The sequence below is a fragment of the Pseudomonas sp. CFBP 8770 genome, assembly GCF_014841705.1.
Classification (GTDB): Bacteria; Pseudomonadota; Gammaproteobacteria; order Pseudomonadales; family Pseudomonadaceae; genus Aquipseudomonas.
Map to the genome: position 1 here is coordinate 592250 of NZ_JACYUL010000001.1, position 13866 is coordinate 606115.

A 13866-nucleotide genomic window follows, 5' to 3' on the forward strand; every position below is an offset into this window, starting at 1 on the left:
CTATGGCGTTGGCACATTCTTCAGCGGATGCGCCACGGTATTGCCCGTCGCTGCCACGTGATCGTGGGCGTAACGCTCGAACACCTGCATGACGAAGCTGCGCGCAGCTTCGGTGCCCAACGCCTTGACCAGTACGTCGACGCCGATGATCGCCAGCTCCTCGGGAGTGCCAGGGCTGAAGGAGCTCTGGCCTTGCGGCCACTGGACCTTGATGTCCGCCTTGATTGATACGTTTGCCATGCTGCTCTCGCCAACGGTCACGAGCGAACGACGTTCGCTCCATGTGGCCAAGTAAAGCATTTTCGCCAATGCATTACACCGGCCCGTGGGCAGATGGCAGGGTGCGTGTCAAACTTCGGTCAATTCTTCGGCATGGAGGCTCTTGTGCACATCGACCTCAAACAAAGCGACTCACTCACCCTGGACGCGGTCCGTGCCCTGATCGCCTCGGGCAATCCGGCCATCCACAACCAGCTGCGCGTGACCCGTGACGGCATCGCCTTCCTCTCCACCGAGGCGGTCGGCGGCACGAATATAGAGGGCCTGTGTTTCCGCCTGGAAACCTGGGCTGCCGGATCCGGTTACGTAGGCGCTGCTGCGGCCTCCGACGCCACCTGGGTGCAGCAGATCCACGCCGCCCTCCAGACCCACTGGCCAGTGCCCCTGTCCGACTATATCGACCTGTACTGATCGGCGAACACACATCCGGTGACGATTTCTCTGACACCGCGTGGCGGTGCGCTCGGGCAGACTAAGCCGATGTGCAACCAAATCGGCTACAGGCGGTCGCACAACCTTACCTACCTGAAAAACCCACTGAAAAGAGGAGGCTGCATGCCTTTCCCGCGCAAGACCTTGTTGATCCTGATGGCGGCCCTGACTGTAACGGGCTGTTCTACATCCGGAACCTCGACCGGACAGTCTGCCGCTGCCGCCCCCGCATTCGACGGGCGCTGCAACGCCGATGGCGCACGCTATACCGTTGGCAAGCCGGTTTCGGCAGACCTGCTCGAACAGGCCAGGGTCAAGGCAGGTGCACAGGTCGCCCGTGTGCTGCGTCCGCACGACATGGTAACCCTGGAATACCGTTCCGACCGCCTCAACCTCAACGCCGATGACAGCGGCCAGATCACTCGCGTCAACTGCGGCTGAGCAGACGCCTCACTCGACACGAATCGCAGGCGAAAAAAAACCCGTCACATGGACGGGTTTTTTCAGTTGCCGAGATTACTCTGGGCGAACTTGAGCAGCTTGCATGCCCTTTTGGCCTTTCTCAGCCACGAACGAAACGGTCTGGCCTTCTTTCAGGCTTTTGAAACCGTCGGATTCGATAGCTTTGAAGTGTACGAACAGGTCGTCACCGCCACCTGAAGGAGTGATGAAGCCGAAGCCTTTCTCATCGTTGAACCATTTTACGGTGCCGGTCTGGCGATTAGACATGGTGAATCTCCAAGAAACATAATATTCAGTAGTGCTGTGCTGCTCAGGCCAACTGGGCACACGGGGCCTATCATAGTCCAAAACCTGGACTGTGAACCCCTTTTGATTGGGCCAAGAACCAAAGTTGTCGCAAATTGACCTGTCTGAAACTGCTAAGCCCCTTATTTCATTGAGGTTTGCAGCTGAAAAATGTTTTAAAAAAAAACCGCATTCCGTCGTGCGTGATTCGCTTGACCGAAGCGGCCGACCCCAAGAACGCCGTTGGCGTCCCTTGGGGCAGTCCTGCATCGCCTCCGGCAGGGCTACTGGTTATTGCAAACCAGCACTTCCTTTCTCAGCTTCTGGCGCAGCGCCATTGGCGGCTCGACCTGTTTGTCAGTGAGCTGGTCGATCTCGGCTTTGCTGAATTTCTCTTCGATCACTTTCGCGCCGCAGCTGCAGTGTGCCTGCGCCTTGGCGGCGTCAACACCTTGCTTCAGGGCCTCGGCCTGGCACTGCGTTGTGTACTCGGCCTTGGCATCGGCAGACAGCGCGGCAGCGTGGGCCGCGAATGGAAGCACCAGGGCCAGGCAGGCACTCAGGGGAAGAAGTCGTTTGAGACCCATAATGAATAGCTCCTTGTTCTCAGGCGGTTTTGACTCATCTCATCTGAGGGGTGAAGAGGGCAGCAAGTTCAGCCAATGGCCCAGTTGCCGTATCGTGCACATGACGCAGCAAGTCGACGCATCTTCTGTGCTAGGATGTTCGGCCCTGCGTTCGGCGCCGCCTTGAGTAGGCACCGAGGCGCGGGATTCACCTTTTTCGATTGCTCCAGTCACTCTGGTTCGTGCTCCGGTCGGCCGCAAGGCTCCTGCCAACGTAAGGCGGGCATACCGGGCGAATCGCGTACTGGCTCATCCCAACCCATGTGACCTTTGGTAGGGGTCACCACTAGGAGAGGAGGCGCCATGCCCACCATTACTCTTCCCGACGGCAGTCAGCGTTCGTTCGATCACCCGGTTTCGGTCGCCGAGGTCGCCGCGTCCATCGGCGCCGGCCTGGCCAAGGCCACCGTTGCCGGCAAGGTCAACGGCCAACTGGTCGATGCCTGTGACCTGATCGCCGCCGACGCCACCTTGCAGATCATCACGCCAAAGGACGAAGAGGGGCTGGAGATCATTCGCCACTCCTGCGCCCACCTGGTCGGCCATGCGGTCAAGCAGCTGTACCCCACTGCGCGCATGGTGATCGGTCCGGTCATTGAAGAAGGCTTCTACTACGACATCGCCTACGAGCGGCCTTTCACGCCAGACGACATGGCCGCGATCGAGCAGCGCATGCAGCAGTTGATCGACACCGAATACGATGTGGTCAAGAAAGTCACCCCGCGTGCCGAAGTCATCGACGTGTTCACCGCACGTGGCGAGGACTACAAGCTGCGCCTGGTCGAAGACATGCCGGATGAGCAGGCCATGGGCCTTTACTATCATGAAGAATACGTCGACATGTGCCGTGGTCCCCACGTGCCGAACACGCGCTTCCTGAAGTCCTTCAAGCTCACCAAGCTGTCGGGCGCCTACTGGCGCGGCGATGCCAAGAACGAGCAACTGCAGCGCGTGTATGGCACGGCGTGGGCCGACAAGAAGCAGCTGGCGGCCTACGTCAAGCGCATCGAAGAAGCCGAAAAGCGCGATCACCGCAAGATCGGCAAGCGCCTTGGCCTGTTCCACCTCCAGGAAGAAGCGCCAGGCATGGTCTTCTGGCACCCCAACGGCTGGACCGTGTACCAGGTGCTCGAGCAGTACATGCGCAAGATCCAGCAGCAGAACGGCTACCTGGAAATCAAGACGCCCCAGGTGGTCGACCGCAGCCTCTGGGAGAAATCAGGGCACTGGGCCAACTACGCCGAGAACATGTTCACCACGGAGTCGGAAAACCGCGACTACGCCATCAAGCCGATGAACTGCCCGTGCCACGTGCAGGTGTTCAACCAGGGCTTGAAAAGCTACCGCGAGTTGCCGCTGCGCCTGGCCGAGTTCGGTGCCTGCCACCGCAACGAGCCTTCGGGTGCGCTGCACGGCATCATGCGCGTGCGTGGCTTCGTGCAGGACGATGCGCACATCTTCTGCACCGAAGAGCAGATGCAGTCCGAATCCGCAGCCTTCATCAAGCTGACCATGGACGTCTACGCCGACTTCGGCTTCAAGGACATCCAGCTCAAGCTGTCGACGCGTCCTGAAAAGCGTGTCGGTTCCGACGAGCTGTGGGATCGCGCCGAGTCAGCCTTGGCCGCCGCCCTCGACGCGGCCGGGCTTCCCTACGACCTGCAGCCGGGCGAGGGCGCCTTCTATGGCCCCAAGATCGAATTCTCGTTGAAGGATTGTCTGGGTCGCGTCTGGCAATGCGGTACACTGCAGCTCGATTTCAACCTGCCGATCCGCCTGGGCGCCGAATACGTCACCGAAGACAACGGTCGCAAGCATCCCGTGATGCTGCACCGGGCGATCCTGGGTTCGTTCGAGCGATTCGTCGGGATCCTGATTGAGCACTACGAGGGCGCATTTCCGGCCTGGCTGGCGCCGACACAGGCAGTGGTGATGAATATCACTGATAAACAAGCCGATTTTGTACAGCTTGTCGAAAAAAATCTGACGGAAAGCGGGTTTCGTGCCAAGTCCGACTTGAGAAATGAAAAGATCGGCTTTAAAATCCGTGAGCATACTTTGCTCAAGGTTCCTTATCTCCTGGTCATCGGGGACAAGGAAGTTGAAACGCAAACTGTCGCTGTGCGTACCCGTGAAGGCGCTGACCTGGGCTCCATGCCCATCGCGCAGTTCACCGAGTACCTTGCACAAGCGGTTTCCCGGCGTGGTCGCCCAGATTCGGAGTAATTATTATTAAGCGTGAAATGAGACAAGATAAACGAGCTGCACCGAAAGCCCCGATCAACGAGAATATCTCGGCACGCGAGGTTCGGTTAATTGGCGCTGACGGCGAGCAGATTGGCATCGTCTCTATCGATGAAGCGCTTCGTATCGCTGAAGAATCGAAGCTGGATCTGGTGGAAATCTCCGCTGACGCCATCCCACCCGTATGCCGGGTGATGGACTACGGCAAATCGATCTTCGAGAAGAAGAAGCAGGTTGCCGCGGCGAAGAAGAACCAGAAACAGATTCAGGTTAAAGAAATCAAGTTTCGTCCAGGGACGGAAGAAGGGGATTACCAGGTAAAACTCCGCAACCTGGTACGTTTCCTGAGTGATGGGGACAGGGCCAAGGTATCCTTGCGATTCCGCGGCCGTGAGATGGCGCATCAGGAGCTGGGTATGGAGCTGTTGAAGCGGGTCGAAGGTGACCTGCTCGAATACGGTTCCGTCGAACAGCATCCGAAGATGGAAGGACGCCAGCTGATCATGGTCATCGCCCCCAAGAAAAAGAAGTAACCACCAGGGCACGGCAGGCCTTGCGGTTATGTTTATCAATTGAATGTGGAGTACCCGAACATGCCAAAGATGAAAACCAAGAGTGGTGCAGCTAAGCGGTTTTTGAAAACCGCTAACGGCATCAAGCACAAGCACGCTTTCAAGAGCCACATCCTGACCAAAATGTCGACCAAGCGTAAGCGTCAACTGCGCGGTAGCAGCTTGCTGCATCCGTCTGACGTGGCAAAAGTCGAGCGCATGCTGCGCCTTCGTTAATTTCGGTCAAAGATAGAGGACTAACTCATGGCTCGTGTTAAGCGTGGCGTCATTGCCCGTAAGCGTCACAAGAAAATTCTGAAACTGGCTAAAGGCTACTACGGCGCTCGTTCGCGCGTATTCCGTGTTGCCAAGCAAGCGGTAATCAAGGCAGGCCAATACGCCTACCGTGACCGTCGTCAGAAAAAACGTCAGTTCCGCGCCCTGTGGATCGCTCGTATCAACGCCGGTGCTCGTGTTAACGGTCTGTCCTACAGCCGTTTCATCGCTGGCCTGAAGAAAGCGTCCATCGAGATCGACCGCAAGGTTCTGGCTGATCTGGCAGTGAACGAAAAAGCGGCGTTTGCTGCGATTGTCGAGAAAGCTAAAGCCTCGCTGGCCTAAGTACCCCGACAATCACCTCAGCCTGCCGTCGGCGGGCTTGGGTGTTAAACGTCATGAATAGGGGAAGAGCCTTCAAGCTCTTCCCCTATTTCGTATCTGGAGTCTGTACATGGAAAACCTGGATGCGCTGGTCTCTCAAGCTTTGGAGGCCGTGCAACACGCTGAAGACATCAATGCCCTGGAGCAGATCCGGGTTCAATTCCTTGGCAAGAAAGGCGAACTGACCCAGGTGATGAAGACCTTGGGCAACCTGCCTGCCGATGAGCGGCCCAAGGTGGGCGCGCTGATCAACGAAGCCAAGGAACGTGTCACAGATGTCCTCAATGCGCGCAAGACGGCTTTCGAAGAAGCCGAACTGAGCGCCAAGCTCGCCGCCGAGCAGATCGACGTCACCTTGCCTGGCCGTGGCCAGACCACTGGCGGCCTGCATCCGGTCACCCGGACGCTGGAGCGTATCGAGCAGTTTTTCACCCATATCGGCTACGGCATCGCCGAAGGCCCCGAGGTGGAAGACGACTACCACAACTTCGAAGCGCTCAACATCCCAGGCCATCACCCGGCCCGTGCGATGCATGACACCTTCTATTTCAATGCCAACATGTTGCTGCGTACCCACACCTCACCGGTGCAGGCGCGGACCATGGAGTCGCAACAGCCGCCGATTCGGGTTGTCTGCCCGGGCCGGGTCTATCGCTGCGACTCGGATATCACCCACTCGCCGATGTTTCATCAGGTCGAGGGGTTGCTGATCGACCGCGATATCAACTTCGCGGACTTGAAAGGCACCATCGAGGAATTCCTGCGGGTGTTTTTCGAAAAAGAGTTGGCGGTACGCTTCCGCCCCTCGTTCTTCCCCTTCACCGAGCCTTCGGCTGAAGTCGATATCCAATGCGTGATGTGCAGCGGCAAGGGCTGCCGGGTCTGCAAGCAGACCGGCTGGCTGGAAGTGCTGGGCTGCGGCATGGTGCACCCGAACGTGCTGCGCATGTCGGGTATCGACCCCGAAGAGTTCCAGGGTTTTGCTTTCGGCATGGGCGCAGAACGTCTGGCCATGCTGCGTTACGGCGTCAACGACTTGCGCCTGTTCTTCGACAACGACTTGCGGTTCCTCGCGCAATTTCGCTAGCCGTAACGAATCTTTCAGGAGAGCAGGATGAAATTCAGTGAACAATGGCTGCGCGGCTGGGTAAGCCCGCAGGCCTCGCGAGACGAGCTGGTTGCACGTCTGTCGATGGCAGGTCTGGAAGTGGACAGTGTGACCCTGGCCGCAGGTGAGTTCAGCGGCGTGGTGGTGGGTGAAGTGCTTGCCACCGAGCAGCACCCGGACGCCGACAAACTGCGCGTGTGTCAGGTCAGCGATGGCAGCGAAACCTTTCAGGTGGTTTGCGGTGCGCCGAACGTGCGCCCCGGCCTGAAGATTCCGTTCGCCAAGCTCGGCGCCCAGTTGCCGGGCGATTTCAAGATCAAGAAAGCCAAGCTGCGCGGTGTCGAGTCCAATGGCATGCTCTGCTCGCAGTCCGAGCTGCAGGTTGGCGAAGGCAACGACGGCCTGATGGAGTTGCCGGCAGATGCCCCAGCGGGTGAGGATTTCCGGGTGTACCTGGGCTTGGACGATGCCAGCATCGAGGTCGACCTGACGCCCAACCGTGGCGATTGCCTGTCGCTGGCAGGTCTGGCGCGGGAAGTGGGCGCGCTCTATGCCGCGCCGGTGACCCGTCCGGACATCGCCGCAGTAGCCCCGGTCAGCGCAGACGTGCTGGCGGTGGAGGTATCGGCGCCTGCCGCCTGCCCGCGCTTCCTCGGCCGTGTGGTGCGCAACGTCGACCTGTCCAGGGCTACCCCGCTGTGGATGGTCGAGCGTCTGCGCCGCAGCGAAGTGCGCAGCATCGATGCCGCGGTAGACATCACCAACTACGTGATGATCGAGCTGGGCCAGCCGATGCATGCCTACGACCTTGCCGAAATCGACGGCGGCATCCGCGTGCGCATGGCCGAGGAGGGCGAGAAGATCACCCTGCTCGACGGTCAGGAAGTTGCACTGCGTGGCGACACGTTGGTCATTGCCGACCACGCGCGCCTGCTGGGCATCGCTGGCGTCATGGGCGGCGAGAACAGCGGCGTGACCGCCAAGACCCGCGACGTGTTCCTCGAGGCGGCGTTTTTCGAACCGATCTCGGTGGCCGGCAAGGCCCGCTCGTACGGGCTGCACACCGACGCGTCCCATCGTTTCGAGCGTGGTGTCGATTCGAACCTGGCCCGTGAAGCCATGGAGCGTGCGACCGCGCTGTTGCTGGAAATCGCCGGCGGCGAACCGGGTCCGATCGTCGAACACGTCAGCCAGGAACATCTCCCGCAGATTGCGCCGATCACCTTGCGTGCCGACCGGGTCAGCCAGATGCTGGGCCTGGAAATGGGCTGCCGCGAAATCGAAGGGCTGCTGACCGGCCTGGGGCTGGGTGTCACGGCCAGCGGGGAAGGGCAGTGGTCCGTGGGGGTGCCGAGCCATCGCTTCGACATCAGCCTGGAAGTCGATCTGATCGAGGAACTGGCGCGTCTCTATGGCTACAACCGCCTGCCCGTGCGCTACCCGCAAGCGCGGCTGGCGCCTCAGGCCGCTCCCGAGGCACGCTCCGACCTGCCGGCCTTGCGCCGACTGCTGGTTGCCCGTGGTTACCAGGAAGCTATCACCTACAGCTTCATCGATCCCAAGCTGTTCGAACTGTTCAGCCCTGGCGTCGAGCCGCTGCTGCTGGCCAACCCGATCTCGGCCGACATGGCAGCCATGCGCTCGTCGCTGTGGCCAGGCCTGGTCAAGGCCCTGCAGCACAACCTCAATCGCCAACAGGATCGCGTGCGCCTGTTCGAGAGCGGCCTGCGTTTCGTAGGTCAGCTCGAGGGCTTGAAGCAGGAGCCCATGCTGGCTGGCGTGGTCTGCGGCAGTCGCTTGCCCGAAGGCTGGGCGCAGGGTCGCGAGACTGTGGACTTCTTCGACGTCAAGGCCGACGTGGAAGCTGTGCTCGGCTTCGCCGGTGCGCTGGATGCCTTCACCTTCGTTCCGGGGCAGCATCCTGCTCTGCATCCGGGCCAGACCGCGCGTATCGAGCGCGATGGTCAGTTGGTCGGTTATCTGGGCGCATTGCACCCGGAACTGGTGAAGTCGCTGGGTCTGGATCGCGCTGTCTTCGTCTTCGAGCTGGTGCTTGCCGAAGTGTCCGAAGGTCGTCTGCCGAAATTCCAGGAGCTGTCGCGCTTCCCCGAAGTGCGCCGCGACCTGGCGCTGCTGGCGGACCGGGACGTTGCCGCCAGCGCAGTGCTCGCGGTCATTCGCGAGAATGCAGGGGAATGGCTCACGGACCTCAGGCTGTTTGACGTCTACCAGGGTAAAGGCATTGATCCTCATAGAAAAAGCCTGGCTGTTGGCTTGACCTGGCAGCATCCATCGCGCACTCTTAATGACGATGAGGTGAATGCCACGACTCAAACAATCCTCACCTCGCTCGAACAAAGGTTGAACGCCACGTTAAGGAAGTAGCGCATGGGGGCTTTGACGAAAGCTGAAATGGCGGAACGTCTTTATGAAGAGTTGGGCCTGAACAAACGAGAGGCCAAGGAATTGGTCGAGCTTTTCTTCGAAGAAATCAGGCACGCTCTTGAAGACAACGAGCAGGTCAAATTGTCCGGTTTCGGCAATTTTGACCTTCGGGACAAACGCCAGCGGCCTGGCCGCAATCCGAAAACCGGTGAAGAAATCCCGATCACGGCTCGCCGCGTGGTCACCTTTCGTCCAGGGCAGAAGTTGAAAGCCCGAGTTGAGGCCTATGCTGGAACCAAGTCATAACGACGAGCTCCCGCCCATTCCCGGCAAGCGCTACTTCACCATCGGTGAAGTCAGCGACTTGTGCGCCGTCAAGCCACACGTGCTGCGGTACTGGGAGCAGGAGTTTCCTCAGCTCAACCCCGTGAAGCGTCGCGGAAACCGTCGGTATTACCAGCGCCAGGATGTGCTGATGATCCGCCAGATCCGCGCGCTGCTGTATGACCAGGGCTTCACCATCGGCGGCGCGCGTCTGCGCCTGTCCGGCGACGAGGCCAAGGATGACACCACGCAGTACAAGCAACTGATCCGCCAGACGATCTCCGAGCTCGAAGATGTGCTGAGTGTCCTCAAGAAGTGAATTTCTGGAAAAGAATACTTCCATAATTCAAATGCTTAAGGTATATTCCTCGACGTTCTCAGAGGTTCTGGAACAGCTTTACGCTCGGTCGGGGCGTAGCGCAGCCCGGTAGCGCACTTGCATGGGGTGCAAGGGGTCGAGTGTTCGAATCACTCCGTCCCGACCACTTATTTCTGATTAAAATCAGACAAAAAAAGCCACTTCTCGAAAGTGGCTTTTTTGTGTCTGCATTTTCACACGAGCCCTTATATCGAGGGCAGGCCTAGCGCTAGGGCTGCTTGTTGTGCTCCTGATTCGATACAGCCGCAGGTGGTTGGAGAACTTCGCCACTATCACCAGACGAGTGAGTTTTCAGCGGCGCAACAGGAGCGCCATGGAAGGTCAGAATAAAGCGCCTGAGTCTGCGCGTGTCTGAAGCCCGCCCTTGGCGGGCATCTGGATTTATTTCAAGCAACCAGGCGCTGTACCGCTGCAATCGCATCTCCATGCTCCAGCTCTGCCTTACGTAACTCGTACGCTGTTTGCAGGTTGAGCCAGAACTCTGCAGTGGTATCCAGGCAGACGGCCAAGCGCAAGGCCATGTCAGCCGATACGCCACCACGCTCAAGCAGAATGTTATTCACGGTCGGCGTAGATACGCCTAAAGCACGTGCCAGAGCAGCGGCACTGAAGCCCATTTCGTGCTGGAAATCCTCGCGAAGAATCTCGCCGGGATGTATGGGACGCATGCCATTCTTGAACATGATGCACCTCAGTGATAGTCGACAATTTCAACGTTTTCAGGGCCGTTCTGGGTCCATATGAAGCATACCCGCCACTGCATGTTGATGCTGATGCTATGCTGGCCGGCTCTGTCACCTTCCAAGGCGTGAAGCCGGTTTCCGGGCGGTGAGCGCAAGTCTCGAAGCTCCTTCGCAGCATGCAGCGCGGCCAGTTTACGCTCCGCGACTGACTTGATGTCTGCCCAGCGCCTTGTCCTGCCGGTGGTGAAAAGTACTTCCGTATCGGCGCATGCAAAGCTGCGAATCATGGATTGAACGCTTAACGTTATTCGTTAAGATCGAGCATACGCCTTTTAACGCCGTATTCAACTCATTGTTGAACAGGGTGTCCGGCAATCCTTCGAACAACTATTTCGAGGTGGGTTTCGGCGATACTTTCTAGCGAGGTGGCGATGAAACAGCTCCGCTCATGCTCATTGAAGCCATTACCTAACCAAGTCAAACGCTCTCAAAACCTGTTCAAAGGAATCTTCAAGCTGCACAACCCGCTTTCATCGGCAGGGGGCAGATTCCCGGCGCGGATATTCACCTGGATCGCCGGCAGCAACAGCGCCGGGACCGACAGGCTGACATCGCGGGCTGTGCGCATGCGTACGAACGACTCGAGATCGGACGCGTCACCGACATGAATGTTGTTCGCGCGCTGCTCGGCAACGGTGGTGATCCAGGACGCTTCCCGGTTGGCAGGAGGATAGTCGTGGCACATGAACAGTGTGGTCTGGGGGGGCAGGCTCAGCAGCCGTTTGATCGAGTCATACATCTGTACGGCGTCCCCGCCGGGGAAATCGCATCGGGCAGTACCGACATCCGGCATGAACAGCGTATCGCCGACGAAGACCTGTGTGTCTCCAACTTGATAGGCGACATCCGCTGGCGTGTGGCCAGGCACGTGCAGAACCTGCACCGGTATGCTGCCGATGTGGAAGATCTGGTCCGCTTCGAACAGCGTGTCGAACTGCGAGCCATCCAGCAGGAAGTCGGGTTCGAGGTTGTAGATATCCCGAAACGCGCTCTGCACCACCGTGATCTGCGCGCCGATGCCGATTTTGCCGCCGCGCTTGCCTTTGAGGTAGGCACTGGCCGACAAGTGATCGGCATGCGCGTGTGTTTCCAGCAGCCACTGTACCTGCAACCCACGGCTGTCCACGAAGGCGATGATACGGTCGGCATTATCGGTGCGGATTCGCCCGGCTTTGGCATCGTAATCCAGCACCGGATCCACGATTGCACATGCCCCCCCTGGCGCTTCGAAAATGACATAGCTCACCGTGGAGGTGGCGGTGTCGTAGAAACCTTCAATCTGGGCAGTCATTGGGCAACCTCTTCGATTCACGTCGTTACACTATATTGAAACATATACTATTCAATCGTAGACTGTCGACCGATCAACCATCGGGGCTTTCCATGACTGCTCAATTGTCCACCGAAGAAATCGGTCTGTTGCGCGATTCCGCGTCCAAGGCGTGTGCCTTGCTCAAAGCCTTGGCGAATGAAGACCGTCTGTTGCTGCTGTGCCAACTGACCCAGGGCGAGCGAAATGTCGGGGAGTTGGAGGCACTGTCCGGGATCAGGCAGCCGACACTGTCGCAGCAGTTGGGTGTGCTGCGCGACGAAGGAATGGTCAACACCCGCAGAATGGGCAAGTACATCTACTACTCGTTGGCCAGCTTCGAGGTGGTCTCGCTGATGCAGACCTTGTCGGGACTTTACTGTGGCCAGGCGCTGAAGAAGTAAGCCTCTGCACGACCCGTTGCTTGTCGCTGTGCCATCGCACCTTGCGTGGCTCGGCCGGGGCGCGGTGTTGGAACTCTCACACGGCGGCTAAGCCCGGGGTTTGTAATGGAGCAAGTGATAAAGCGAATAGACGCATCGTTCTCGGTGGCGGGCCAACTCGATCCGCAGGACGTGCCTGAGGTGCGAGATCAAGGGTTCGCCAGCCTGATCTGCAATCGCCCTGACGATGAAGGTGGGGCTGAGCAACCCAGCCACCTGGCCATGCACCGAGCGGCTGTCGCGTCGGGGCTGGAGTTCCGATATCTACCGGTGGCGAGCTCCGGTGCTACGGCAGCCCAGGCTCAAGCGCTGAACGCGCTTCTGGAGCAGTTGCCCAAGCCGGTGCTTGCCTACTGCCGTACCGGCAATCGGTCCGCCAAGTTGTACGAGGCGGCAACCAAAGGCAGCCCCCGGACCCAGCAGTACGATGTAGTCGTCATGGGCGGAGGTTCTGCTGGCATCGCTGTAGCGGCCAGTCTGCTCAAGCGTGATTCATCGTTACGCGTTGCGATCGTCGAGCCCGCCACCGAGCATTACTATCAGCCCGCCTGGACGCTCGTGGGCGGGGGCGCTTACCCCATCGATGCCACCGTCCGCCCAATGCAAAGCGTCATTCCCCAAGGCGCATGCTGGATCAGGGCGTCGGTGTCAGCCTTCGCTCCCGACCGCAAGCTGGTGTTGCTCAGCGACGGCAGCGAGCTGGCGTACCAGCAACTCATCGTCTGCCCGGGTCTGCAACTGGCCTGGGAAGAAATCCAAGGGCTTGAAGACACCCTCGGCAAGAACGGCGTGACGTCGAACTACCGTCACGACCTGGCCCCTTATACCTGGGAACTGGTTCGCTCGCTGCGCAGTGGGAAGGTCTTGTTCAGCCAGCCTCCAATGCCGATCAAATGTGCAGGCGCGCCGCAGAAGGCGATGTACCTGTCCTGTGATCACTGGCGCAAGGAGGGCGTGCTGTCGTCGATTTCGGTCGAGTTCAACCTGGCAGCTCCCGTGTTGTTCGGGGTCGCCACGTTCGTCGCCCCGCTGATGAAGTATGTCGAAGCCTACGGCTCGAAACTCGCCTTCCAGTCCAATCTGGTCAGGGTCGATGGCCCGAGCAAGACCGCATGGTTCGATGTGACAGACACGGCCGGAAACGTGACGCGCGTGGAAAAACGCTTCGATGTACTGCACGTCGTGCCACCACAGCAAGCGCCGGATGTGATTCGCCGCAGCGAGCTCGCCGACAAGGCCGGATGGTTGGAGGTCGATCCAGCCACGTTGCAGCACCCGCGCTACCCTGAAATATTTGCCCTGGGGGATGTCTGCGGCACCACCAACGCCAAAACCGCAGCGGCTGCGCGCAAGCAGGCGGTAGTGGTCGCAGACAACCTCATCGCACTGCGCAAAGGCCTGGAACAGCCTCGCCGTTATGACGGTTACGGCTCCTGTCCGCTCACTGTCGAAAACGGCAAGGTCATATTGGCCGAGTTTGGCTATGGTGGAAAATTGTTACCCACGTTCCCGATGGACCCGACGATCCCGCGCAGGTCGGCGTGGTTCCTCAAGGCACGATTGCTGCCATGGTTCTATTGGAACGGCATGCTCAAGGGGCGCGAGTGGTTCACCGACTGCTCTTCGAAGTGATCGG

Annotated in this window: 18 protein-coding genes and 1 tRNA gene; 14 read left to right on the forward strand and 5 right to left on the reverse strand. The window is 59.2% G+C overall.

All coding sequences use genetic code 11. The features are described 5' to 3' along the window. Complete coding sequence (locus IFT98_RS02635) at positions 1–240, reverse strand: hypothetical protein (protein ID WP_122796929.1); 240 nt, start codon at positions 238–240, stop codon at positions 1–3. A gap of 144 nt (positions 241–384) precedes the next feature. Here IFT98_RS02635 and IFT98_RS02640 point away from each other — a divergent pair, with 144 nt between their 5' ends. Together IFT98_RS02640 and IFT98_RS02645 are read left to right on the forward strand one after the other, a co-directional pair. After that, on the forward strand, positions 385–690 hold the full coding sequence (locus tag IFT98_RS02640; RefSeq protein WP_192047578.1) for a hypothetical protein: 306 nt from the start codon (positions 385–387) through the stop codon (positions 688–690). Between the two features lie 144 nt (positions 691–834). After that, positions 835–1152, forward strand: coding sequence for an I78 family peptidase inhibitor (locus IFT98_RS02645; RefSeq protein ID WP_192047416.1), 318 nt, complete (start codon positions 835–837; stop codon positions 1150–1152). A gap of 75 nt (positions 1153–1227) precedes the next feature. Here IFT98_RS02645 and IFT98_RS02650 read toward each other — a convergent pair whose 3' ends face one another. Beyond that, entirely contained in the window at positions 1228–1440 is a 213-nt protein-coding gene (locus IFT98_RS02650; RefSeq protein ID WP_122478726.1) for a cold-shock protein, read from the reverse strand. Between the two features lie 176 nt (positions 1441–1616). Here IFT98_RS02650 and IFT98_RS02655 point away from each other — a divergent pair, with 176 nt between their 5' ends. The 10 genes from IFT98_RS02655 (at position 1617) to IFT98_RS02700 (ending at position 9841) form a co-directional block, all read left to right on the forward strand. Continuing rightward, the gene (locus tag IFT98_RS02655) at positions 1617–2054 is read left to right on the forward strand and encodes a hypothetical protein (RefSeq protein WP_192047415.1); all 438 of its coding nucleotides are present in this window, start codon (positions 1617–1619) and stop codon (positions 2052–2054) included. 333 nt (positions 2055–2387) lie between these two features. Beyond that, entirely contained in the window at positions 2388–4310 is a 1923-nt protein-coding gene (thrS, locus tag IFT98_RS02660; RefSeq protein WP_192047414.1) for a threonine--tRNA ligase, read from the forward strand. Next, positions 4310–4861 carry a translation initiation factor IF-3 gene (infC, locus tag IFT98_RS02665; RefSeq protein ID WP_172979313.1) on the forward strand — a complete coding sequence of 184 codons (552 nt, stop codon included), beginning with the start codon at positions 4310–4312 and terminating at the stop codon, positions 4859–4861. Before thrS ends, infC begins: the two co-directional genes overlap by 1 nt. Positions 4862–4921: 60 nt before the next feature. Then, positions 4922–5116, forward strand: a complete 195-nt coding sequence (gene rpmI, locus IFT98_RS02670; protein ID WP_002553160.1) for a 50S ribosomal protein L35 — start codon at positions 4922–4924, stop codon at positions 5114–5116. A 27-nt stretch (positions 5117–5143) separates the two neighbouring features. Next, on the forward strand, positions 5144–5500 hold the full coding sequence (gene rplT, locus IFT98_RS02675) for a 50S ribosomal protein L20 (protein WP_043188388.1): 357 nt from the start codon (positions 5144–5146) through the stop codon (positions 5498–5500). 109 nt (positions 5501–5609) lie between these two features. Next, complete coding sequence (pheS, locus tag IFT98_RS02680; protein WP_049859168.1) at positions 5610–6626, forward strand: phenylalanine--tRNA ligase subunit alpha; 1017 nt, start codon at positions 5610–5612, stop codon at positions 6624–6626. A gap of 27 nt (positions 6627–6653) precedes the next feature. Further along, entirely contained in the window at positions 6654–9032 is a 2379-nt protein-coding gene (gene pheT / locus IFT98_RS02685) for a phenylalanine--tRNA ligase subunit beta (protein WP_192047413.1), read from the forward strand. 3 nt (positions 9033–9035) lie between these two features. Continuing rightward, positions 9036–9338 (forward strand): integration host factor subunit alpha, encoded by a 303-nt coding sequence (gene ihfA, locus IFT98_RS02690; protein ID WP_002553164.1) that lies wholly within the window; start codon positions 9036–9038, stop codon positions 9336–9338. After that, positions 9319–9675: a MerR family transcriptional regulator gene (locus IFT98_RS02695; RefSeq protein WP_043188397.1), complete on the forward strand. Its 357-nt coding sequence runs from the start codon at positions 9319–9321 to the stop codon at positions 9673–9675. Before ihfA ends, IFT98_RS02695 begins: the two co-directional genes overlap by 20 nt. Positions 9676–9764: 89 nt before the next feature. Beyond that, positions 9765–9841 (forward strand) — tRNA-Pro (locus IFT98_RS02700). Positions 9842–10121: 280 nt separating this feature from the next. On the opposite strand, the gene IFT98_RS02705 is transcribed toward IFT98_RS02700, so the two are convergent. The 3 genes from IFT98_RS02705 to IFT98_RS02715 form a co-directional block, all read right to left on the reverse strand. Then, positions 10122–10418, reverse strand: a complete 297-nt coding sequence (locus tag IFT98_RS02705) for a HigA family addiction module antitoxin (RefSeq protein WP_122478697.1) — start codon at positions 10416–10418, stop codon at positions 10122–10124. 8 nt (positions 10419–10426) lie between these two features. Next, on the reverse strand, positions 10427–10705 hold the full coding sequence (locus IFT98_RS02710; RefSeq protein WP_192047412.1) for a type II toxin-antitoxin system RelE/ParE family toxin: 279 nt from the start codon (positions 10703–10705) through the stop codon (positions 10427–10429). Positions 10706–10905: 200 nt separating this feature from the next. After that, on the reverse strand, positions 10906–11769 hold the full coding sequence (locus IFT98_RS02715) for an MBL fold metallo-hydrolase (RefSeq protein ID WP_192047411.1): 864 nt from the start codon (positions 11767–11769) through the stop codon (positions 10906–10908). Positions 11770–11861: 92 nt separating this feature from the next. Between IFT98_RS02715 and IFT98_RS02720 the strand changes: the two genes are divergently transcribed. Beyond that, a complete protein-coding gene (locus IFT98_RS02720; RefSeq protein ID WP_122478691.1) occupies positions 11862–12191 on the forward strand; it encodes an ArsR/SmtB family transcription factor in 330 nt (109 codons plus the stop codon). A 105-nt stretch (positions 12192–12296) separates the two neighbouring features. Further along, the gene (locus IFT98_RS02725; RefSeq protein ID WP_192047410.1) at positions 12297–13862 is read left to right on the forward strand and encodes a bifunctional protein tyrosine phosphatase family protein/NAD(P)/FAD-dependent oxidoreductase; all 1566 of its coding nucleotides are present in this window, start codon (positions 12297–12299) and stop codon (positions 13860–13862) included. Positions 13863–13866: the final 4 nt, after the last annotated feature.